Annotated in this window: 23 protein-coding genes; 13 read left to right on the forward strand and 10 right to left on the reverse strand. The window is 40.2% G+C overall.

The features are described from left to right. Nucleotides 1-2 precede the first annotated feature (2 nt). The 4 genes from ACM2FC_RS05230 (at nucleotide 3) to ACM2FC_RS05245 (ending at nucleotide 3943) form a co-directional block, all read left to right on the forward strand. Nucleotides 3-1757, forward strand: coding sequence for a bifunctional lysophospholipid acyltransferase family protein/GNAT family N-acetyltransferase (locus ACM2FC_RS05230; protein WP_498479808.1), 1755 nt, complete (start codon nucleotides 3-5; stop codon nucleotides 1755-1757). Between the two features lie 31 nt (nucleotides 1758-1788). Continuing rightward, nucleotides 1789-2259 (forward strand): potassium channel family protein, encoded by a 471-nt coding sequence (locus ACM2FC_RS05235; RefSeq protein ID WP_498479809.1) that lies wholly within the window; start codon nucleotides 1789-1791, stop codon nucleotides 2257-2259. A gap of 116 nt (nucleotides 2260-2375) precedes the next feature. Further along, nucleotides 2376-2939, forward strand: coding sequence for an SH3 domain-containing protein (locus ACM2FC_RS05240; RefSeq protein WP_498479810.1), 564 nt, complete (start codon nucleotides 2376-2378; stop codon nucleotides 2937-2939). Between the two features lie 152 nt (nucleotides 2940-3091). Then, nucleotides 3092-3943: a DNA ligase gene (locus ACM2FC_RS05245; RefSeq protein ID WP_498479811.1), complete on the forward strand. Its 852-nt coding sequence runs from the start codon at nucleotides 3092-3094 to the stop codon at nucleotides 3941-3943. 12 nt (nucleotides 3944-3955) lie between these two features. Here the strand turns inward: ACM2FC_RS05245 and ACM2FC_RS05250 are convergent, their stop codons facing one another. Then, nucleotides 3956-5005: a DUF3080 family protein gene (locus ACM2FC_RS05250; protein ID WP_498479812.1), complete on the reverse strand. Its 1050-nt coding sequence runs from the start codon at nucleotides 5003-5005 to the stop codon at nucleotides 3956-3958. Nucleotides 5006-5070: 65 nt separating this feature from the next. Between ACM2FC_RS05250 and ACM2FC_RS05255 the strand changes: the two genes are divergently transcribed. Further along, entirely contained in the window at nucleotides 5071-5454 is a 384-nt protein-coding gene (locus tag ACM2FC_RS05255) for a nuclear transport factor 2 family protein (RefSeq protein WP_498479813.1), read from the forward strand. Between the two features lie 75 nt (nucleotides 5455-5529). Here the strand turns inward: ACM2FC_RS05255 and ACM2FC_RS05260 are convergent, their stop codons facing one another. Then, complete coding sequence (locus ACM2FC_RS05260) at nucleotides 5530-6900, reverse strand: MATE family efflux transporter (protein WP_498479814.1); 1371 nt, start codon at nucleotides 6898-6900, stop codon at nucleotides 5530-5532. A 114-nt stretch (nucleotides 6901-7014) separates the two neighbouring features. Here ACM2FC_RS05260 and ACM2FC_RS05265 point away from each other — a divergent pair, with 114 nt between their 5' ends. Continuing rightward, nucleotides 7015-7629, forward strand: coding sequence for a riboflavin synthase subunit alpha (locus ACM2FC_RS05265; RefSeq protein WP_498479815.1), 615 nt, complete (start codon nucleotides 7015-7017; stop codon nucleotides 7627-7629). On the opposite strand, the gene ACM2FC_RS05270 is transcribed toward ACM2FC_RS05265, so the two are convergent. After that, nucleotides 7616-8482, reverse strand: a complete 867-nt coding sequence (locus tag ACM2FC_RS05270; RefSeq protein ID WP_498479816.1) for a fructosamine kinase family protein — start codon at nucleotides 8480-8482, stop codon at nucleotides 7616-7618. The two genes, ACM2FC_RS05265 and ACM2FC_RS05270, sit on opposite strands and share 14 nt — an antisense overlap. A 255-nt stretch (nucleotides 8483-8737) precedes the next feature. On the opposite strand from ACM2FC_RS05270, the gene ACM2FC_RS05275 reads away from it, so the two are divergent. Then, nucleotides 8738-9082, forward strand: coding sequence for a DUF3802 family protein (locus ACM2FC_RS05275; RefSeq protein WP_498479817.1), 345 nt, complete (start codon nucleotides 8738-8740; stop codon nucleotides 9080-9082). Between the two features lie 12 nt (nucleotides 9083-9094). Here the strand turns inward: ACM2FC_RS05275 and ACM2FC_RS05280 are convergent, their stop codons facing one another. Continuing rightward, nucleotides 9095-9874, reverse strand: a complete 780-nt coding sequence (locus ACM2FC_RS05280; RefSeq protein WP_498479818.1) for a sterol desaturase family protein — start codon at nucleotides 9872-9874, stop codon at nucleotides 9095-9097. Between the two features lie 94 nt (nucleotides 9875-9968). Here ACM2FC_RS05280 and ACM2FC_RS05285 point away from each other — a divergent pair, with 94 nt between their 5' ends. The 3 genes from ACM2FC_RS05285 (at nucleotide 9969) to ACM2FC_RS05295 (ending at nucleotide 13128) form a co-directional block, all read left to right on the forward strand. Further along, complete coding sequence (locus ACM2FC_RS05285) at nucleotides 9969-10697, forward strand: tRNA-uridine aminocarboxypropyltransferase (RefSeq protein WP_498479819.1); 729 nt, start codon at nucleotides 9969-9971, stop codon at nucleotides 10695-10697. Nucleotides 10698-10812: 115 nt separating this feature from the next. Continuing rightward, nucleotides 10813-11721, forward strand: coding sequence for an N-acetylglucosamine kinase (gene nagK / locus ACM2FC_RS05290; RefSeq protein ID WP_498479820.1), 909 nt, complete (start codon nucleotides 10813-10815; stop codon nucleotides 11719-11721). A 204-nt stretch (nucleotides 11722-11925) separates the two neighbouring features. Further along, nucleotides 11926-13128 (forward strand): tetratricopeptide repeat protein, encoded by a 1203-nt coding sequence (locus tag ACM2FC_RS05295; protein WP_498479821.1) that lies wholly within the window; start codon nucleotides 11926-11928, stop codon nucleotides 13126-13128. Nucleotides 13129-13189: 61 nt separating this feature from the next. Here ACM2FC_RS05295 and ACM2FC_RS05300 read toward each other — a convergent pair whose 3' ends face one another. From ACM2FC_RS05300 to mobA, 4 genes are all read right to left on the reverse strand, one after another. Continuing rightward, a complete protein-coding gene (locus ACM2FC_RS05300) occupies nucleotides 13190-14020 on the reverse strand; it encodes an isocitrate lyase/PEP mutase family protein (RefSeq protein ID WP_498479822.1) in 831 nt (276 codons plus the stop codon). A 14-nt stretch (nucleotides 14021-14034) separates the two neighbouring features. Then, nucleotides 14035-16689, reverse strand: a complete 2655-nt coding sequence (gene acnA, locus ACM2FC_RS05305; RefSeq protein ID WP_498479823.1) for an aconitate hydratase AcnA — start codon at nucleotides 16687-16689, stop codon at nucleotides 14035-14037. A gap of 487 nt (nucleotides 16690-17176) precedes the next feature. Continuing rightward, nucleotides 17177-17437, reverse strand: a complete 261-nt coding sequence (locus ACM2FC_RS05310; RefSeq protein WP_498479824.1) for a DUF2960 family protein — start codon at nucleotides 17435-17437, stop codon at nucleotides 17177-17179. Nucleotides 17438-17459: 22 nt separating this feature from the next. After that, entirely contained in the window at nucleotides 17460-18047 is a 588-nt protein-coding gene (gene mobA, locus ACM2FC_RS05315) for a molybdenum cofactor guanylyltransferase MobA (RefSeq protein WP_498479825.1), read from the reverse strand. A gap of 159 nt (nucleotides 18048-18206) precedes the next feature. Here mobA and ACM2FC_RS05320 point away from each other — a divergent pair, with 159 nt between their 5' ends. The 3 genes from ACM2FC_RS05320 to ACM2FC_RS05330 all read left to right on the forward strand — a co-directional run bounded on the left by ACM2FC_RS05320 (nucleotide 18207) and on the right by ACM2FC_RS05330 (nucleotide 20996). Further along, entirely contained in the window at nucleotides 18207-19799 is a 1593-nt protein-coding gene (locus ACM2FC_RS05320; protein WP_498479826.1) for an ABC-F family ATPase, read from the forward strand. Between the two features lie 310 nt (nucleotides 19800-20109). Further along, nucleotides 20110-20535 (forward strand): Xre family toxin-antitoxin system antitoxin, encoded by a 426-nt coding sequence (locus tag ACM2FC_RS05325; RefSeq protein ID WP_498479827.1) that lies wholly within the window; start codon nucleotides 20110-20112, stop codon nucleotides 20533-20535. After that, nucleotides 20535-20996, forward strand: a complete 462-nt coding sequence (locus tag ACM2FC_RS05330; RefSeq protein ID WP_498479828.1) for an RES family NAD+ phosphorylase — start codon at nucleotides 20535-20537, stop codon at nucleotides 20994-20996. Before ACM2FC_RS05325 ends, ACM2FC_RS05330 begins: the two co-directional genes overlap by 1 nt. A 41-nt stretch (nucleotides 20997-21037) precedes the next feature. On the opposite strand, the gene ACM2FC_RS05335 is transcribed toward ACM2FC_RS05330, so the two are convergent. Both ACM2FC_RS05335 and ACM2FC_RS05340 read right to left on the reverse strand, forming a co-directional pair. After that, entirely contained in the window at nucleotides 21038-21331 is a 294-nt protein-coding gene (locus tag ACM2FC_RS05335) for a hypothetical protein (RefSeq protein WP_498479829.1), read from the reverse strand. A gap of 15 nt (nucleotides 21332-21346) precedes the next feature. Beyond that, nucleotides 21347-22918: a methyl-accepting chemotaxis protein gene (locus tag ACM2FC_RS05340; protein WP_498479830.1), complete on the reverse strand. Its 1572-nt coding sequence runs from the start codon at nucleotides 22916-22918 to the stop codon at nucleotides 21347-21349. Between the last annotated feature and the right edge of the window lie 53 nt (nucleotides 22919-22971).

A 22971-nucleotide genomic window follows, 5' to 3' on the forward strand; every position in this document is an offset into this window, starting at 1 on the left:
ATATGCTTGGAAGTCCTTTTCGTTTACCACGACGTACGCCATTTGGCATTGGGGAGTCTTTTGTTGAGTGGGTAACCGGTTTATCAAAACTAGATGGACACTATCAGAGAAGGCCAAAAGATCCGACTAGCTTTGAGTTCATGAATTATACCCTTTCTACATTGGGCATAGATTACAATCTTGAACGGGGCAATATTGAAGAGATACCAAAAGAAGGGCCGCTTGTGATTGTTGCCAACCATCCATTGGGAGCAATCGAAGGGGTTATTCTCGCAGATTTTATCGGTCGAGTCCGTAAAGATGTCAAAGTGTTGGCTAATGAGCTTCTTAAACGACTTCCCGAAATTGAAGAGCTGTTTATTGGAATTGACGTGTTCAATGGAAAAAATGCAAGGAAAACAAACTCAAAAGGAGTAAGAGAAGCACATCAACACCTTGCGGATGGCGGAGTATTAATTGTTTTTCCAGCTGGTGAGGTGTCTACATATTGTAAATCTTCAAGTATGCTTTCGGATATCGAATGGAGTAACTCCGTTGCAAAATTTGTTAAAAGAAGCAAAGCGGTCACGCTACCTATATTCGTGAATGGCAAAAACAGTCGCTTGTTTTATCGAGCAGGGCATATTCACCCATTACTTCGAACCGCTCTGCTAGGTAGAGAACTTCTGAATAAAGCGGATAAAACCATCCATATCTCTCTCGGTAGCGCAATTCCATATAACGAACTTAAAGACTTTGAAACTGATAAAGATATCGTCAATTATTTTCGTTTAAATACCTACTTGATGTCTTCTACAGAAGACAAACCTCAAAATGTTGAGGTGGATTATCAAACCCCAATTATTGCTCCTTTAGACTCGGCGCAATTAGACGTTGAGTTAGAGAGCTTACCAGACTCGGCTTTGTTACTTGAGCATAAAGAATTTGAAGTGTACTGCGTTGGTACGCAGGCAATTCCTTTAATGATGCAAGAGATAGGGCGTGTAAGGGAGGAAAGCTTTCGAGAGGTCGGTGAAGGCTCTGGTTTGGCGTGCGACTTGGATGAGTATGATCTTCACTACCAACAGCTGTTCGTATGGCACAAAGAAAATAAGGAGCTAGTCGGCTCTTATCGGTTAGGTTTAGTCGATCAGTTAATTGAGAAAAATGGCTTACAGGCATTATATTCTAGGAGTTTGTTTCAGTATAAACAGGAGTTTATTGATACTTTAGGTAACAGTATCGAGGTTGGTCGCTCGGTAGTTGCAAAAAAGTATCAACGTAACATCAACTCTCTTTTGCTATTGTGGAAAGGCATTGCCACATATGTTTATAGGAACCCTAAATATACCCACCTGTTTGGTCCGGTGAGCATCAGTAATGAATATAGTGATGTCGCAAGACAACTGATGGCAGCAACCTTGTCTATTCATCATTACGATGATTACAAAGCTTCTCTAGTTAAACCGTCTACTCCATTAAGAACGGCAGGTAATACATTTTGGCAATCCAATTTACTCTCCTCTTTAGCCAATGTATCCCTACTATCAAAAGTTCTCGCTAGGATGGAAGAGGGCAAGGGTTTACCTGTACTTCTTCGGCAATATCTAGGAATGAACGGCAAATTAGTGTGTTTTAACGTCGACCCGGCCTTCAACGATACTTTGGATGGCTTGATAGTCGTTGACCTGAAAATTGTACCGTTAAAGACACTTTCTAAGTATATGGGAAAAGAGCAGGCTAAGTGGTATCTGGAAGATACAACAGAATATCCGTAACCACTATCGACTCTATAGCAAGTAGGCCAACATGGGAATTATAGACAAAATAGTAAATAAGCTAGGTTTCTATGATATCGATGAGTTTGGTGTAAAGAATTATAACTATCGAGTTATTGGCATACTTGCACTGCTTTTATATATATTACTTACCTTGATATTAGGCCTAGTGGCATACCTAGCTGAAGTTAACGCACCACATTCCAACATCACTACTTTGGGAGATGCGGTTTGGTTAATGTTTATGTCTTCTTCTACTATCGGCTTTGGCGATCATTACCCTGTCACGGTTATTGGTCGCCTTGCGGTCTTTACGATGTTTCTGTTCGGCGTAGGAATATTAGGTGTGGTCGGGAGTTTATACGCGAAAAGAATGCTCGGTTTTTCTGACACAGGTGTGAAGAACCGTGAGCTCAGAAAGCAAAACATTGAAATTCTTAAACGTATTAAAGCATTGGAAGAAAAACTAGAACAGTCTTCTACGCCGAATCGCAAAGACTAGCGCTTGATAAGCATTTTTTATGATCTGCGTACTCTATCTGATGACGAAATAGCACAAATTGTTCGATTACCGCTACATTTATAATTATGTCGTGGGTAGTCGATATCAGTTGGGTTATGAAAGTAATCATTGTTTCTTTTCTGCTGCTTTTCTCTGGCTTCGTGCTCGCGAAGGTGGAGGTATATTTAGTCACAGTAAGTGAGCTTAATGTTCGCTTAGCTCCAGATATAAAAGCGAGAATTTCACACGTCATGAAGCAGGGTGAAATAGTGGGTGTCTTTGAAATCAAAGAGGGATGGGCGAGGATCTCAGAATATTACCCTGCACGGTTTGAAGACAATAAACACGGGCAGAACCCAGATGACGAAGTCGCTCGTTGGGTATTTCATGAGTTTATTGAGCCTCAAAACCTTAGAAGTGTTTCCTCTTCACCTACCTCACAGTTAGAAAAAGCAATCGAATATTCGGATGATTTTTCTATTCACCGAGTTGTGTTTATCCAAATGGCAAACAGCCTAATCAATGAAGGCAGATGTACTTTGCAAGATTTTGTTCGAAATGGTGGTTGGTATCGTTCAGTGACACATAAGCCAAAACACATCTACTTTACTTACTGTGGTAAAACTCACATTTCTAACCGTATTTATTTAGACCCCCAGAGCTCTTCACTTTTCAACTAACTTAGAGAGATATCCCCAAGTACACTGAAACAACAAAGTTAACAGGTACCTATTTCGTGTGCTCATCTTGGATAATCAGCTAGCATTTTATTTCCATTGCTAAGTGTAATACGGACACTTCATAGACGGCTTGGATTAAAAATGACGATACAATGAATATAAAAATATCTCTTTTGGCACTGTCTATAAGTTGCGCTTTTTCGGTTAATAGTGAAACGGTTCCTTTTCGTAAAAACAGTTTCATCGATATTGTTGCTACAGCGAATACCTATCATTCTAAAATTTCACTAAGTGATTACTGGGTTAGCGAAAAGCTTGATGGTATTCGAGCAATCTGGACTGGTAGCGAATTACAAACAAGGAAAGGCAAAGTCATATATGCTCCAAAATGGTTTACGGATAGTTTACCAAACACGCCCTTAGATGGAGAGCTTTGGGCGGGAAAAGCTCGCTTTTACGTTGTTCTGAGAACTGTGCTTGATAAAGACCCGAATGACGATATGTGGCGTGAGATTTCTTTTATGGTGTTCGACTTACCTGACCAAAAAGGAAATTATCTTGAACGGTATGAAAACCTGAAGGTGTTGGTGAACAGCGTCAACCGTGACCATGTCCAGTACGTTCCCCATCGACCAATAGTTTCTGAAGAAGAGTTGTTTTCTGAGCTGGATAAGATTACAGCCGCTGGCGGAGAAGGGGTGATGCTTCGTAAAAAAGACGCTATGTATAACAAAGGGAGAAGCGATGACCTACTTAAATTGAAAGTATCGAATGATCAAGAAGCGGTTGTGGTTGGTTACAAAGCCGGAGCAGGAAAATATAAAGGAATGATGGGAGCTTTGCTGGTTAAGATGCTCAATGGAGTAGAGTTTTATATTGGCAGCGGATTTACCGATGATCTTCGAAAACATCCGCCTGAGATAGGCTCGACGATAACGTTCAAATTTAATGGCTATACGCATAATGGAATCCCGAAGTTTGCGAGGTATTTGAGGGATAGGTAGCCATTTAACTTGCTAGCCAGAGCTATTTAGAGAGCGTACATCTGTATTACATCGTTTAAAAAGAGTCTTCCAGTATAAAACGTGTTGAAGTGTTGCTACCTTAAACTCTTGATAAGCTGTATGGATAGGAAACCGATACTTTTTCTTTCTCAGTTCTTGCTCTAGAAATTCATTTGAGAACAGGTTTAATTCAGGGTAAAGACTTTGGTACGTGCTATCTAACGAAGCTAAATAAGGCTGAATTGTGCCTGTGAAATTCTTTTTGAATACGTTAAGTAGGCGATTGAACCTAGTTTTATTTCGATTTTTACCGCACGCGATTTTGTGGTCAAATTCTGTTAGCTGCCTAGTGGCTGTGCTTAGGTATAGTGTCGAATTCGTTAAGGAAAAGTGTAGGGGGGCTAGAACCAATTGTTTTTCTATGGCTTCTTGGTGGTCGGTGAGTTTGGTGATTTTCGTAGAGTGAAGATTGTAGGCAGATTGATAACCCTGCAATGCAGATAGCGCTTTCTTTATAACGTAGGTATGTGTTTGTAGGTTGGTTTCCAACCACTGATTAGTGTATAGCTGTTTGCGCGTCGAATCGCTTGTGTAAATAAGATTGTATAGATGCAAAGGCAACTGTTTAGATTTGGTTGAATGAATCTGCGACAGCTTGTTCTTGAGATCATCTTGAATTAAGTCTGACTTTAAGCATCGAGCCAACCCTTTTACTAATTGAGCTTGATATTCTAATAGGCGAAATTCATCCTGAACTTTTCCTAGAATCGAATTCCTCTCTGCAATCAAATGAAATAACCCGCACTTTCTTAACTCGTAACTCTCCAGAAGTCCTAATTGAAGAGTTGGAATAGGAAGCTTGAGTTGCCGTTTACTGGGAAGCTGGTGATATTGGATGGAAGGAAGAGGCTGTACCTCAACGCCCTGAACCGTTGCGATTCTATCGATGTAATTTTCAAAAGATTGTTGTGGATGATTGGAGCTCGGAAAGTCACAACCACTCAAGACTGCTGTGGTAGCCAACAGTAGCAGGTAAGAGAGGAAAAACTGATTGTATGGCATATGTGTTCTTCACTACACTGTTTTTGTGGCCTACATTAAAAATAGTTTATACGGGGAGAATGAAAATGAACGCGTTCTTAAAAAGGAATAAAAATAATGCTATTGAGTTCTATAAAATGGCCTACTTTGGACAACCTCGTGAAGCTGTAGATAAGTATGTAGGGGAAATGTATATTCAACATAACCCTTTGGTAGGAAACGGTAAAGAGCCTTTTATAGAGTACTTCACCAGAATGCAGCAAGAGTATCCAGATAAAGACATCACTTTTGTTAGAGCTGTTGCTGAAGGCGATCTTGTTGCGTTACATACGCATCAAACTTGGCCTGGAAATGTTGAGTATATAACTATGGATTTTTTTCGTTTTGATGAGGACGGAAAAATAGTCGAGCATTGGGACTCGATACAAGAAATACCGGATAGCAGTCTAAACGGGAATACGATGTATTAAAGTGTATCTAGAGCCTGTTTGTTTCCCAACAAGCAGGTACGATAGAGCAAAAATTCCGACTAAGCGTAGAAAGGTCTACCGGGTAGAGAAGGCCAGCTGTATTGAGTCAGATTGCTTGTGCATCCAATGTAAACGGAAGCCTAGAGTCATTGCTGCAAGAAATAACCCCACTATAAAGCCTATCCAGAACCCAAACACGCCTAGGGGTTCTGTTATCCAATCGGTTAACGCTAAAACGTATCCAGTAGGTAAGCCAAACATCCAATAGGCGATGAAAGTGCATTTAAAAATTGCGGCCATGTCTTTGTAGCCTCTTAAAGCACCTGCTGCGATAACTTGCACTGTATCGGTTAATTGATAAACAGCGGCAAATATGAGCAATTGAATAGCCAACTCAATTACGGCTCGATTATGTGTATAAAGTTGGGCGATATTTTCCCTCAGTAGTATGGTAAGCGCAGCGGTGAATATGGTGACACCTAGTCCTAAAAGGATGCCAACTCTCGATGCTACTGTTGCGCCAAACACATCTTTTTCTCCCAATGTATGTCCGACTCGAATACTCACTGCAGAGCCGATGCTCATGGGTAACATGAAAATAAGGGACGAAAAGTTAATCGCGACCTGATGAGCTGCAACAACGAGTGGGCCTAAAGGTGCAACGAGTAATGAAACAACAGCAAATAATGTCACTTCAAAAAAAACAGCTAGCGCGACCGGCAAGCCCAGCTTAAATAGTCGCAAGATTGGTTTTAACTCGGGCCGGTAAAATTGCGCAAACAAGCCTACATTTGAAACTTTCTTAGACAGTAAAACATATGCCAGCAAAGAGAAAAACATTACCCAATAGACTATCGCGGTAGCAACACCACAACCAACACCACCTAAAGCTGGTGCGCCAAATTTTCCGTATACAAATATCCAGTTGAGAGGAATATTACATATCAAACCAATAAAGCCAATGACCATGGCAGGTTTAGTCAAAGACAGGCCATCTGTAAGGCTACGCAAGGTTTGGAATAGGAGATAAGCAGGAACAGCGAAGATTACAGCGTGCATGTAGCCGTTGGTTTTTTCAGCCATTAGAGGCTGCACTTCCATTACATTCAAAATCTCATGGGTTTGAAAAAGAATTAATATTATTGGAAGCGATATCAATAGCGCCATCGCTGCGCCTTGCTGAATTTCGTAAGCTACTTTTTGCTGTCGTCCAGAGCCGTTAAGCTGCGCAACAATGGGTACTAAAGCCATGAGTAGGCCTACACCAAATAAAATAGAAGGCAACCAAATGCTTGCCGCAATCGATACTGCAGCCATATCCGTAGCACTGACGCCACCCGCCATAATGGTATCGACAAACCCCATCCCCGTTTGAGCGACAGAGGCAATAAGTACAGGGGTCGCGAGTTTTATTAGTGTATTGGCTTCCTTTTTATATTGTTGCACAAACAACACTCTCCATATTTTTGATTTGAGCTAGCGATATCATCTAAATAAATAGTTTTTTGCATGATAAATAAATGTCACACTTAGTGTCACGTAAATTTTTAAGGCGAGCTTATGTTTTCTGGAATAGTGCAAGGAATGGTGTTGATTGAAGCCATCGACAAGAAACAAGACTTTCAAACTCACATTGTTAGAATGCCAAACGAACTAAGTGAACATCTTTCAGTTGGAGCTTCTGTGGCTCATAATGGCTGTTGTTTGACGGTCACGAAGGTAGAGGGAGAGCATATTTCATTCGATCTCATGCAGGAGACGTTAAATGCGACAAATCTAAGCCTTCTAGAACCAGGTGATTTCGTTAACATTGAAAGAGCGGCTAAGTTTGGTGATGAGATTGGTGGCCACAGTATGTCAGGCCATATTAGCTTGATGTCTCAAATCACAGATATCATAGAAACCCCAAACAATAAAACAATTTGGTTTTCTTTGCCTGAAGACAAAATGAAATACGTACTGGAGAAAGGCTATATTGGATTAGATGGTTGTTCATTAACAATTGGTGAAGTGAAAGAAAATCAGTTTAACGTGCACTTAATTCCTGAAACGATCAATCGCACCTTGTTTGGCTGTCGCCAAATTGGAGATAGTGTGAATGTCGAGTTTGATCCGCAAACTCAAGCTATCGTGGATACAGTTGAGCGAGTTTTGAAGCGGACTACTGACCAATAATCGAATGTATCATAGATTCAGCTTGAGATAAGTAGTTACCCCCAAACTGGTTACAATGGTTTAATACATGGTATAGATTGTATATATCTTTACGTTGATTGTATCCACTATCAAGGGGGTAAACGCTCTCGTAACCCTGATAGAACTCAGGTAAGAAGCCCTGAAAAAGTTCAGTCATAGCGATATCGCATTCTCGATCTCCCCAATAACATGCTGGATCGTAACAAATTGGCCCAAATGCAGAATTACCAGTGTTTCCATGCCATAGATCGCCGTGTAATAGAGCGGGGTGTGGATGGTGTGAGGCTAATACTTCATTCACCAACTGAGTGAAGTCGGTTACGTCGACAAGGTTGATCCCTTTTTCAGCGAGTAGCTGTAGTTGCCAGCCAATCCTTTGTTCTGAAAAGAAACGGTGCCACTTTCTATGCCATTTGTTCGGTTGTATTGTTGTTCCTATATAGTTGTCTTGATCAAAGCCGTACTCTTTCTGCTCTCCCCATTTATGCAGTTTTGCGAGTTGCTGACCAAAAACGTAGCTGCTTTTGTTGTCATCTAATGGTTTAAGAGGCAAATAGTTTAAAACGATAAAGGAATGAGTTTTTGTTGTTCCTGTCATGACGAGTTCGGGCACATAGACAGTATCTGTTTTTCGTAACGCTTGGATATTTTCCGCTTCAATTTCGAAGTTACTAAGAAACTCCCTAGAATTGATTTTGATAAAATATCTATCTTGACCATCACCAACCATATAGCTTTCGCTAATATCTCCACCGGTCAGTTTAGTTTTCTCTGACATATTGAAAGAGAACATCAACTTCTCAGATAGCTGTTGAGAAATCGCTTGCCACATACTCACTCCAAGATTTATGGGATACGTTCCTATTTTAGGACATGTTTTGCTTTAGTTCTGAAGTCTTTTTCAAAGAAATGATATTAAATAAAAACTATTCGAACTTGTTTGTTTTTTGCTTTGGTCAGTGGAATAACGTATCAAGTGCATAAAATTACTCTGCACTGGTATTGTGACATTGCTAATTTTGCTAGTTTTGTCTTAGTATTAGTGAAGGAATTCCAAATCCTGCACGACTGTTTAATGGAGGAAACTGTGGTTGTTGAAACCGATGGTTATGTAGCTTTGATCGAACATTTAGCGTTCAACTTAGACGTCTTTGCTTCGGAAGATGGTGATATAGGTGAAGAGAGCGTTGAAGATGTCGTTACGGATATGATTGCCAGTAACATAATGGCGATATTTGAACAAAACCCGGAAATGCATTCTAGTGTTCGCTTTCAGCTGTTAAAAGAAGCAGACGTAGTAGTGGAGGAGTTAGGTGAAGTACTCGCTGGTGTCTGGGCAAAACCAGCGACAAACGAACAAATCAATTTCTTAGATGAATACATAGCATTAGTGAAAAATCTGTTTGATTCAGCTGTCGCTAAATATGACTAATTGCAGATAGATTTATTTTTTTCTAAAAGGCTGGCTGAGTAGTTTGTCTAGCCATATCTCACGATCATTCCTAAATTCTTTTGTGCCTATTTTGAAGTGTGTATTTGGTGGTTTGATATAACTGCCAAATACGCGATCCCAAATCGATAGGAAGAAACCAAAGTTGCAGTTGCTGTGTCTGGCATCAATGCTGTGGTGAACTCTATGCATAGTCGGCGTAACGAATACAGAACGAAGCAGCCGGTCATGCTTAGGGCTTAGTTTTGCATTACTATGGGTAAAAATAGCACTTGAGCTAAGTATGATCTCAAAGGTAATGACTGCAATTGGGCTGATACCAAATAGGATGATAATGGCAATCTTAATGATGAGTGAAAGTACGATTTCTAAAGGATGGAATCTAACACCTGTTGATATATCCACTTCTTGGTCGGCGTGATGTACTTTGTGTAGCGGCCATAATACTGATATACGATGTAATAAGCGGTGTTGCCAATAGATAGCGATATCTAATATGAGTATCGATAGTACGAAAGCCACAAGAGCCGGCATAGAGACTTGATGCAATAGTCCTGATTCCAGAGCCAAAGTTTTTGATGCCGCTTGATATGCAGTAAGAGGGACTACAAGCTTTAGTATCAAAGAGTTTATACTGCCCAAAGAAAAGTTATTTACCCAACGCATTACTTTGTGACGATGTAACGTTTTTGTTGCTTGTGTGGTCTCCCAAACAGCACAAACTAATATAGTTAACAGGAACAAGGTAATTCGGGTTAATTCTGCATCGTTCATAACAACAATCACTATCAATCTAATCTTACTGTAAGTACAATTCGAAAAATTTCCAATCTTTGTAATGGGCAATTAGCCCTTAGTAACGAACTTTATGAGAACACACGCTTTTCACGATGCATACCAACAGAGGTTAAGCCAGTCGACCAAACCTTTTAAAGCTCGCGGTGCGAAAGTGGAACGCTGTAGCGGCTGTCTAGCTGCAAAATGCTATTGCCTATGTGAGTTTCAACCTCAGCCAAGTAAAAAAGTAGCGGCTTTAGTTTTGGTGAATAAAAATGAAATTTTAAAGCCGAGCAATACTGGCCGTTTGATTGCCGACACGATTGAAGAGTGCTATGTGTTTCAGTGGAGCCGAACAGAGCCAAACCCTGAGCTCCTGTCTATCTTAAAAGACGATACCTATCAGCCAATTTTAGTTTTTCCAGAAGAGTATGTAGAGGAGAAAAACAGGCTTTTGAGGGGGAGTCATTCTGAAATCTCAGAAGGCAAGCGTCCGTTACTTATTTTTTTAGATGGTAGCTGGAGAGAAGCAAGACGAATGTATAGAAAATCAGCGTACTTAAATGATTTTCCTGTTCTATCTATTAAACCTGATTCGGTATCACAGTACCTTATGCGTAAGTCCGAAAATGACAATCACCTCGCTACGGCAGAAGTGGCAGCTTTGGTATTTGAACAGCTAGGTTATAAGGAAGAGTCGCAAACATTACAATCTTGGTTTGCTGTGTTTAGAGAAAGTTACATGCTGACAAAAAGTCGCTACAAGCCGAATATGGAGAGGCCGCTTTTACAGTCGTTTGTTGAGCAAAAGCAAGGATAAATTGCATGTAACGCGTATCGTTGTATCAATAAGTTAAGTATGCCGAAGCAAAAAGTCACGCTTGGGTATTTTATTTAGTAGGATGAGTTAATAATAATTTTAAGAGGAATATTTTATGTTTTACGGCTTTGATGTCGGTGGCACTAAGATTGAATTTGGTGCGTTCAACGAAAAATTAGAACGAGTTGCTGTTGAGCGTGTACCTACGCCTACTGAAGACTATGAGTTATTAATCGACACATTGGCCGGTTTAGTTGCAAAGTACGATGCGCAATTTGAAGTGGAAGGCAAAATTGGTTTAGGGATACCAGGAATGGTTAATGCGGACGACGATACTGTACTTACGGTGAACGTTCCGTCTGCACGTGGTAAAACTTTAAGACAAGACCTAGAAGCAAGAGTTAAACGCGATGTTAAAATTGAGAATGATGCAAATTGTTTTGCTCTTTCAGAAGCGTGGGACGAAGGTCTTCAAGATTCAGCGTCTGTTATGGGGCTAATTTTAGGTACTGGTTTTGGTGGTGGAATCATCCATGAAGGTAAGGTGTTCTCGGGCTGCAATCATGTCGCTGGTGAATTTGGCCACACGCGTCTACCTATCGACGCTTGGTTCCATCTAGGGGAAAACGCGCCGCTATTAGGTTGCGGTTGTGGTAAAAAAGGCTGCTTGGATAGCTATCTATCAGGTCGTGGTTTTGAGCTGTTATATGAGCACTATTATGGCGAATCGAAGAAAGCGATCGATATTATTCAAAGCCACAATAATGGTGAACAAAAAGCGTCTGAGCATGTTGATAGATTTATGGAGCTCTTAGCTATTTGTTTGGCCAATATCTTCACCGCAAATGATCCTGATGTTGTTGCACTTGGTGGTGGTTTATCTAACTTTGATCTGATCTATGAAGAGATGCCAAAGCGTATACCAAAACATTTAATGTCAGTCTCTAAGTGCCCAAGAATCATTAAAGCGATGCATGGTGATTCAGGTGGTGTTCGTGGAGCTGCATTTTTAAATATTAAATAATAAAAATAGTCACTTATGTGCAGAGGCTTGATGCTTATCCATCGAGCCTTTTTTCGTTTTATACGTATTGCGTGTCTCACTGTTGAGAATGTTATTACAGGGATATAACAATTTATTGACGCGACAAAATGTAAACAGTATTTTGACCAAATGTTCTATTGTTGTAATGACAGGGAGTGTTGTGTGATTGCTTAGGGGATCACTATGATGAAAATGCTCACTCTTATTACTTTCTTAACCATAATCGCTGCTGCGTTCAGTTCGCGTATCGTCTATGCTGCCGATTTTGGACATTATCGCTCCCTTCTACAGAAACAGGATTTTGTAAAGCTAGAGTCCGAGCAAAAGCGTTTGAATGATGCCTACATTCAAGGAAGTGTGTCTTGGTCGGAATATCACCCTGCCTTTGACCGGCTATTTTACGAGAAGGATTTTAAAAGTGAATGGCTTAGCGAATCGTTTGCAGCTTTAAAGTCTTCTAAGTCAAAATCTGCATACAAATACCTTAATTTGGGCATTTATCATGTGAATAAAGGTTGGGATGTAAGGTCTGGGCGGAGTATGCATTCTATGAGTGCATTTGATTTGACTAAGATGAATGAGCAATTTCAAATCGCAAGTCAGTATCTCAATAAAGCGCTAGAAAAAGATCCTAGCTTGATATCGGCCTATCAGAACTTAATTCGGATGGCGAAAACAAGTCCCAGCCCGGATACCGGTGATTATATCTTGGAAGTATTTATCGCGGGTTTAAACGTTAAGCCCGATAACTACGCATTAGCGAAAAGCATTTTATATGCCCAGCTTCCGAAATGGGGAGGCAGCTACGAATTGATGGAAATAACGCTCAAAAATTTGAAGCCTTATTTTGCTGACAATATTGAAGACTATGAGAAGCTATCAGGTGTGGCTTTGCACGATAAAGTTCAGCCTTATCTTAAACAAGAAGATCACACTAAAGCGTTGGAAATGTTAGAGCCGTACAAGGACGTTAATAACTATTCCATTCAGAAAGATTTAGCGCTGATTTATAAGCAAGCTGGCGATTGGCAAAACTGTTATGTTCATGCAAAAGCAGCAGTTAAACAAAGCCCATATAGTTATGCTCAAGCTGTGTTAGGCTTCTGTGCGAACCGATTAGAAAAATGGCAGGAATCTAAGCAAGCAATACAAAATTGGGTACAGTATTATCGCGTTGATGCTTGGAGTCTATATCACTTGGCTTATGCTTACATGAATCTAGAGAGATATGATTTGGCTTATCCTTTGTTTAAAGAGTCTATAGTAAGACGAGTCGAGTATCGGCAGTACTCTTTTCCGCTAATTAAAATCATTGAGAAGAATCACCCTGAGGCGTTAGATAGAAAACTGAGTGCTGTTTATCGTGAAGCGGGAATTGAGCGCTAAAGCCTATCTGGAGTAGGGCATGGGAGGCGTTCCCATGCCAAAAATATCACGTCTTATGAGGTTAGGCTTTCATCAATTTACTTGTGCCGATTATATCTTCTCTTTCAGCAAAGCTAACCAATTTATCTTTTATTCCCTTAGAGTGGCCGTGTAGTCTGATTTCTTCTAGCGTATCTTGCATCGCTTTAATTGCTGCGCGTTGCAAATCACTAGGGTCAATGACCAAGTTGTAGCCCCATTCTTTCAGTTGTTCTAATGGGACGACAGGTGTTTTGCCGCTATAAAACATATTAAGTAACTTTGGACAGGTCAGGTTTTCTCCGATTTGTTGGATTTGCTCGATAGTTCTAGGAGCTTCTACAAAAATCATGTCAGCGCCAGATTCATAGTATTTGTTTGCTCTTTCAAGTGCGTCTTCAATACCGTTAACCGCAATTGCATCAGTTCTTGCTATTAAGTACAAATCGTCGCCAACGCTGTCTTTGAATGCCTTAATTTTGTCTTCAAATTCAGACGAGCTTACAATCTGTTGACCATCATAATGCCCACAGCGTTTAGGAAGCTGTTGATCTTCCATGTGAACACCTGCAACGCCTGTAGATTTAAATCTTTTCGCTGCAAATGACACATTGATGTGGTTACCATAGCCATTGTCAAAATCTGCTATTACTGGGACGGTAACAGATTCAGCAACTTGAAATAAAATATCAGCGACTTGGGTATAAGTTAGTATGCCTAGATCAGGAAGACCCGTGCTTCTGGATATGGCTCCTCCAGAAGCATAAATGATTTCAAATCCTGCTCTTTCTGCCAATTTTGCGGACAGACCATTATAAACGCCTGGTGCTACGTAGAGTTTGTCTTGAGAAAATAATTCAAATAGCTTGTTCATCACTCTTCTCCTTATTAATAAATATTTTTAAATATGGTTTGCATTAAACCGCCATCAGATAGGTATTCAAATTCAAGCTGGGACTCTACGCACAGGTTTGCTTGAAAATGGACAATATGATCTGGGCTAGTTGCAGTTACATGAATAAGTCGGTTGTTTCCTTCGTTTCTTTCAAAGGTAAATTCTTCATCGCCCACTAAACCTAAACTTTGAATAGTGTCTCCATGCTGAAATGAAATCGGATAAACGCCCATCGCGACTAAGTTGGTTCGGTGAATTCTTTCAAAGCTTTCCGCTATTATGGCTTTGATGCCCAGTAAGGCAGTACCTTTAGCGGCCCAGTCTCTACATGAGCCTGTACCGTACTCTTTTCCGGCAATGACAATCAAAGGTGTGCTTTCTCTAACATAATGTTGCGCAGTGGTATAAACAGAGTCTACAGCCCCTGTAGGATGATGAATGCTGTACCCACCTTCTTTACCTGGAACCAACATGTTCTGAAGTCGTATATTGGCAAATGTCCCCCTAACCATGACTTCGTGATTGCCACGTCGTGAACCATAGGTATTGAAGTCGTGCTTTTGTACGTTACGGGATAGTAAGTATTGACCAGCTGCGGAACCTTCATCAATAGCGGCAACAGGAGAGATATGGTCCGTCGTTACACTGTCGCCTAGCTTCAAAAGAACCCTAGCATTTCGGATTTGATTAATGTCGTTATCTTTTTGCTTATCAAAGTAATTAGGGCTCTTGATATAGCTAGAATCATCAGAAAAATTGTATACTTGGCCAATATGTGTAGGAACTCTGTCCCACTCTTCAGCGCCAGAATAAACGTCGTAATAAGAGTTGGCATATAAAGATGTATTCAAGTGGTGAGATTTTACGTTGTCAATCTCGTCTTTAGTTGGCCAAATATCCGCTAAGTAAATAGGGTCGCCGTTCTTGTCTTTGCCTAGAGGGTCGCTATCTTTATCAAACCGTATGTTTCCGAAAACAGCCAGAGCAACGACAAGTATAGGGGAAGTAATGTAGTGAGATTTTACTAACGGGTGAACTCGGCCTTCAAAGTTTCGGTTTGCAGAGGTGACAGCCGTTGCCACTATGTCACTAGATTTTATCTGCTCTGAAATCTCTTTCTCTAAGTCACCAGAGTTTCCAGCACAAGTTGCGCATCCGTAGGCAACAATATTAAAGCCCAATTTTTCTAGATAGGGCAACAGACCAGAGTCAGACAAGTAGTTATGTACCACACGCGATCCCGGCGTAAATGAAGTTTTGATATGTTTACTAACACTCAAGCCTTTCTCGACAAGCTTTTTTGCGAGAATACTTGCGCCGATGAGAAGATCTGGATTAGAAGTATTGGTACATGAAGTGATGGCTGCGATGACAATATCCCCATGGTTGAGTCCTCCCTGTTTGCTCTGATCTTTGCTCAGCCTAATTGGTAAATCTTTGCGGCCATAGTGAGTTTTTAATGCGCTTTTAAAATTGTCTTTCAGAGCGCTAAGCCTGACTTTGTCTTGTGGTCTTCTGGGGCCAGACAAAAGTGAATCAATGTCAGAAAGATCAATTGAGACAACACCGGAATAATGAGGGGTAGGAGAGGCACTATGTTTGAATAGGTGCTGTATACGTAAATACTCTTCCGCTAGTTCGGTAAACTCGCTTCGATTCGTTTGGTTAAAATATTCAATTGTTTTGTCATCGATTGGGAAATATCCCATTGTGGCGCCATATTCTGGTGCCATATTCGAAATGGTTGCTCTATTTTGTACCGTTAACTGCTCGGCACCTTCTCCAAAGAACTCGACATAGCTACCCACTACACCATATTGACGTAATCTGTTTGTGATATATAGAGCGATATCAGTGGTGGTAACAGTTTCTTCAGGACGACCGATTAGTTTAACTCCAATAACTTTAGGTAAGCGAACAACATAAGGCTGGCCCAACATGACGGACTCACCTTCAATGCCACCCACACCCCATCCAAATACGCCAGCACCATTAATCATAGTGGTATGAGAGTCGGTACCGATTAATGAGTCAGGAAAAATCATTGTTTCACCATTGACCGTTGAAAAATTGATACCTTTGGCTAAATATTCCAAGTTGATTTGATGAATAATGCCTTTGCCTGGCGGAATTAGATTAAAGTTGTCAAACTCTGATGCTCCCCATTTTAACAAGGTGTACCTTTCTTTATTCATCTGCACTTCTTTGGCAATATTCAGCTCAAGTGCCTGTGATGTTCTCGTGTGGTTGACTTGAACGGAATGGTCGACAATGACATCTGTACGGACGAGAGGGTTAATTTTTCTCGGATCTAGACTCTGCTTAAGGGCTTGATGTCTCATGGCAGAGAAATCAACGAGTGCAACAACACCCGCTAAATCATGCATAACAATTCGCGATGGCATGAAGGGCACTTCTTTATAGTCATGCTGGTGGGTATCCCAATCGAGAACTGTTTTTAGATCGTCACTTGTTGCAAATGAAGTACCTAAATGTCTAAGGATATTTTCCGCTAGAACTCTGATTGAATAAGGAAGTTTTGAGATATCTTTGTCTAATGAATTAGCTACCTTGATGATGCTGTAGCCGAAATATTCTTTATTTTTATTCTTGATTGAGAACTTTGACTGTTTTTTTAAATCACTCATAATAACCTCACCATACTTAAATCCTCATTAGATAATTACGGGTAACTCATTGTTTAAATGATTGATTCTTATTCTTATTTTTAGATAAAATAAAATAGTCTTTATTATTTGAAAAAATGGTTAATTTAAGTAGTTTGAATCTTCTAATGTTCTTGGCTTTATTTTTAACTACTCAATTGGGTAGTAATTATTAAATAATGCTATGAAAGATTCTTAATATATACTCGAACATGTGCTTTCTAACTTGATTTTTAAAATAGTATGCTTCAAAGATAAGGAATTGATTATCTAATTTATCTAACAAACCTGTTAGATAATGGTAGAGGTGGAATCAACTTGTCCCATAAGTCTAAAATGTCGACCTTTTGCCGGTGGCTGTGAGTCAAGCGGGACTGAATATTTAACAAGAGAATAGTAGGGTAAGGATGGAGGAGCTTAAGGTGAATTTATCAGGCACATGGCTGTGCCTGAATTACATGACGTCGTTTTACTTTTCGCCTACGCCTTTATTCTCTTTTTGAGCTAAAGCTATTTTGCCAAACCCCAGTTTTCTAAAATGCGCATCGCGATAGTTTCTCACCGCTTTTGTATCAGATACAGCCTCTATCTGTTGCTCCATTGCTAGGTAATCTGAAAGATCAATTCCTTCAGCTTCTGCAACCGCTTCGTGGATATTCCGATGCTTTTCGAAAGAGAATGTAAGAGTTTTTTGTTTGTTTTTAAAAGTATAAATAATTGTTCTGGCCATTTTCTTGTTCCTGACGGAGAAGTTATTTCTTCGTCTTTTCAAATTTTATAAGGTCTTCTGGTGTATTAAGGTTCAAAAAGCATTCCGGCTTATCACTAAAATCTAGGTGCGTTGCGTTAATTTCCTTATAAAAGAAACCAACTTTACGTTCGCCGCGTGCTAGGTATTCTGCTAGAGCTTCTAGAGCTTTTACATTCCATAGGCTAAATATTGGCTGCACATGCTCACCGTCATGAGCTACATAAATTAACTGAGAGTCATCTGCGTTATTGCAAAAACGCTTTACAAGATCGACAGCAATAAATGGGCAATCGCAAGGCACAAAGCCGACCCATTCAGTTTTACTTGCGGATAAACTTGCGTGTATCCCAGCCAATGGGCCTTGGAAGCCTTCAATTTCATCATGTATGACAGGGGCGTATTTTTCGTAGCGCTCAATATTGCGATTGGCATTGATAAAAAGGTTTTCAGTTTGGCCTGCTAAGGTAGTCAATGAGTGCTCAATTAAGTTTTTACCCCCAAACTTAATTAAGCCTTTATCATTACCATTCATTCTCGATGCTCGCCCTCCAGCAAGTATCACCCAGCTTGTCTCTTGCTTTGCGATCATAAAAATTATCTAACAGTCTACGCGAAAATGTTTAAGTATACTCAATTTGTGGTTTTAATTCTGTAGCATTTTAGGTTAGGAGAAAGTGAATATATGCTTGAAGTTCCGGTGGCGAACAAGTAACGTGACGCGAAATTTATAGTTTTTAAGGTAACGGTTTTGATTTCCACTGCAAACATTACTCAACAATTTGGCGCTAAGCCTTTGTTTGAAAATATCTCTGTTAAATTTGGTGAGGGGCATCGATATGGTCTAATTGGTGCAAATGGATGTGGTAAGTCCACCTTCATGAAAATTCTAAGTGGTGAACTTGATCCAACGGGTGGAAATGTCAGTTACGATCCTAATGAAAGGATCGCCAAGCTAAATCAGGATCAATTTGCTTACGAAGAATATACCGTAATTGACACTGTGATCATGGGCTATAAAGAGCTATGGGAATGTAAGCAAGAGCGAGACCGTATTTACTCTTTACCAGAAATGAGTGAAGAAGAAGGGATGCTGGTGGCTGAACTAGAAGTTCAATTCGCTGAGATGGATGGTTACATGGCCGAGGCAAAAGCTGGTGAATTGCTTCTCGCGGTTGGTATTCCCGTTGAGCAACATTTTGGTCTAATGAGCGAAGTTGCACCAGGTTGGAAGCTTCGTGTTCTGCTTGCTCAGGTATTGTTTGCTGATCCGCATATTATGCTACTTGATGAACCAACCAACAACTTGGACATTGATACGATTCGTTGGCTGGAGCAGACGCTTAACGAGCGCAACTGTACAATGATCATTATTTCGCACGACCGTCACTTCCTAAACAGCGTTTGTACTCATATGGCTGACTTGGATTATGGTGAGTTACGTTTATACCCAGGTAATTACGACGAATATATGATGGCTGCAAGTCAAGCAAGAGAACGTTTACTCGCAGACAACGCTAAGAAGAAAGCTCAAATCGCAGAGCTGCAAACTTTCGTGGCTCGCTTTTCTGCGAATGCATCTAAGGCGAAGCAAGCAACCTCACGAGCGAAATTGATTGATAAAATTCAACTAGATGAAGTAAAAGCGTCTAGTCGACAAAACCCATTTATACGATTCGAGCAATCAAAAGAATTGTTTAGAAATGCATTGGTTGTTGAAGAGCTAACTCAAGGATACGAAGATGATCTATTTACTAACTTCAACGCTATCTTTGAAGTGGGTGAGCGCGTCGCAATTATCGGGGAAAATGGTGTAGGTAAAACCACGTTATTAAATACGTTATCTGGTGCTCATGCCCCTCGTAGTGGTGAGTTTAAGTGGTCTGAAAACTCAAACATTGGTTATTATGCTCAAGACCATGCTGAAGATTTCGAACAAGACATGAATTTAATGGAATGGATGGGGCAGTGGCGTCAAGAAGGGGACGATGAACAAGTCATACGTAGCTTCCTAGGTCGAATGCTTTTCTCTCAGGACGATATTAAGAAATCTGTAAAAGTGTTGTCTGGTGGTGAACAAGGCCGGATGTTACTTGGCAAGTTGATGATGCATAAGCCTAATATTCTATTAATGGATGAACCAACAAACCACATGGATATGGAATCAATCGAATCATTGAATACGGCTTTAGAAAACTATAAAGGGACATTGTTTTTCGTTTCCCATGATAGGGTGTTCGTTGATTCGCTTGCTACTCGTATTATAGAAATAAAGGACGATAAAATTACTGACTTTAAAGGGACGTATACGGAGTTTCTTAAGTCTAAAGGTGTCGAAGAGTAGTCAGTAACGCGCTTAGTAAATGATTGAAATAGGGGACTAACAGGCGGTTATCTTATTGGCTGCACGCTAGTACCCTAATTTTTTGTTTGATAGGTAAGAAACCGAGTTATTTTAAGATACTCTCTCCTTTTTTTTGGCGCACTATAACTAAATTTATATTTAAAAAATATCTAACATAATCAACTTATAAAAAACACTACTGCTTCTTCTAGTAAACAATTCAATAGCGTCGAATTACCTAGAGTGTCATTTGTCGCTTGATATTGCGTCAAATGACACTTAAAATTAAGAAATACCAATAGGAGGTCGTATGTATCGTTCAGCGTATGAAATGTTAGGTGGTGACAAAGAAGAGGTTCACTCAGTTAGCGATAGTCTGATGCTAATTAGAAATGGATTGCCTGTTGCCGTCCTTGAGAAGGGAACATCAATTCTAGGAGTAACTAAGGCGGAATATGCTAGAATGATTGGCGTTAACCTTCGAAGCTTACAACGTAAACAAAAAGATAAAGACGCAACATTAAGTCCGACGTCAAGTGAGCATGCTTTGATGCTAACCGACTTAGTCAAACAAGCCGACGAGTATTTTGGTGATCGTGACTCAACGTTACGTTGGTTAAACCGCCCAAGTATTGCATTTGCTAAAGAGTCACCACTTTCTGTATGTGACACCGTCACTGGAATTGGCTTGGTCATTGAGGAAATTAATAAGCTCAAGTATGGTTTTACTGCGTAATGGAAGTGTACAGATTATCTCATGCAAACTTTGTTAGTCTTACTGGTGAAGGAGGGTTATTTGGCTCTGGACGTTGGCATCAAAAAGGTGCTTTGATTACCTATACTGCCAGTTCTCGATCTTTAGCCGCACTTGAGCGTTTAGTCCATGAATCAATAGAGGATATGCCACCTCTAAAGATGCTCACTATATGGCTCCCCGACGATGTCACTATTTCCCGCTATACAGTCAGCTCATTGCCTCAAGGCTGGGACTCTCTACCAGATTCAGGTCTTGCTAGAGACGTAGGCCAGCAATGGCTAGCCTCAAACGAATCTTTACTGCTACAGGTTCCATCCGCCATTATTCAAGACGAATTCAATTATCTTATTAATCCGATGCATCCAGATTTTCACTGTATCAAAATCGTTGATACGCGCGAATACTATTACGATACGCGATTACAAAGAATGATACGTTAAGGCTCCCTCCAAACAAAAAGTGAAACAGATAGCAGGGGTGGTTAATATTTAAACTGCTGAACGATGTTATCAAGCTTTACGCTAACTTGATTCACTTGCTCAATACTCATCACAGACTTTTTCGCTCTTTGATGAGTATCACTCGCCAATTCAGCAATTCTGACAACATTCCTATCTATTTCAGCAGACACCATAGATTGCTCTTCAGAAGCGGTCGCAATCTGTGAGTTTAAGTCAAACATTTCAGTGACTTGTTTTGAAATTTGATTAATTGAATCTAGTGCTTGAGACGTTTTTGAGCTGGTATCATCAGCTTTGACTAAGCTATCTTGCATGAGAGCAACGGTATTTTAAACACCTTGAGTTAAGCCATTTATCGTGGACTCAATCTGCTGTATAGAATTATTGGTCATGAGAGAAAGCTGACGGACTTCATCGGCAACCACAGAAAAGCCACGACCACTTTCACCAGCTCGAGCGGCTTCAATTGCTGCGTTTAACGCAAGTAAGTTTGTTTGTTCTGCGATCCCTTGAATTGTCGAGATGATGTTATGAACTTCAATACTTTGCTGTTCTAGTCCAGCTACCATAGTTTGTGACTTTTTCACATCTTCAGACAGTAGTAATAAACTGCTATTCGCTTCTTGGGTATAGTTAAGGCCTTTGTCAGCTTCTTTCTTAACTGCTCTAGCGTTATTGGCAGCATACTCGATATTCTGGGTGATTTCTTCGCTTGTCACTACCAATTCGTTAATTGCTGTAGCCACTGATTCAGATTCTATTTTTTGTTGCTGAGCATTGTTCATACTGCCTTGCGCAATTTTACTAGATGACTTAGTACTATCCTGCAGCAAGTGCATAACATCAGCGATGGCGGTAATGTTGTTTTGTAAATTAGTCACAAAGCAATCGAAGGAATTAGCTAACCTAGCCAGTTCGTCTTTGCCTTTTGCATGCATACGAACTGTAAGGTCTCCTGTTCCTTTTGCTATATCTTCCATCAAATGAGTAATTGCCTCTATTCGCTTGGTAATTGAAGTGGAGATTGAAATTAACGTAAAAGAGAGCAATAGGGCAATCAGAGCACCTAGTATGTATAAATTTCGCTCTATTTTGGAACTGTTTTCTAGCACTAAACTACCAATGGAGTCATTTAATTGAATGAGCTTCTTTTCAGCTTGGTGTACGTTGTTTCGTAACGTACCTCGAGCCCCAGCTTTTTCATTTAAGCCTAATGACTCAAATGAATTGACTAAATGATTAAATGTTTGGGTATGAAGCATAAATGCATCAACAAAGTTATGCTGAGTCGCTAGAGTCTGAAGTATGCGGTGTTGATCGCGTATCTCTTGAGCAAGAGACTGTGAAGGAGTAAGCAAATAGTTTAACTCTAGCTGAACAAGCGTCATGAGAAGTGACTTATCTTCGTTATTGATTGACTTAACAGCGGCTTGGAGTGCATCTTGAGACTCTTGAAGATCACCCAGTAGGCCAGTACCAGAACTTGAGCCGATAGATAAAATTATGCCGGATAAATGATGAAACTGGTCTTTGTATTTTTCGAGGGTATTGAGGATTGAATTAGTTTCAGATGCGATTTTGTTGTCAAACGAATGCAACGACATTCCCAAATGGGTTACGCGTTCTTGAAGTTTAAGAATTGTGTCATCAAATCTTTTTATATATTTGGGGTCTTTTCGGGATAGGAAATCTTTTTCATGGCGCCTTAATGTAAGCAACTCTATTTCACTTGTGAGATTGTTTTTTGCGGCCGCTTCCAACTGGTTTAACGTTACTAAGCTGTTGTGCTGAAATATCGCGTAGCCAAAAATACTAATCAAAAATAATGAAACGATCAGCAGCAACTTTGCCCTAATCGAAGAAAAATCAAAGATTGGTGCAGAGGAAAGCTTCCCAGCCATAGTAGCTCCTTAAATGACGTATTTTAGAGTAATGTTACAGTTTTATGATATTT

The organism is Vibrio sp. A37 (genome assembly GCF_059777565.1).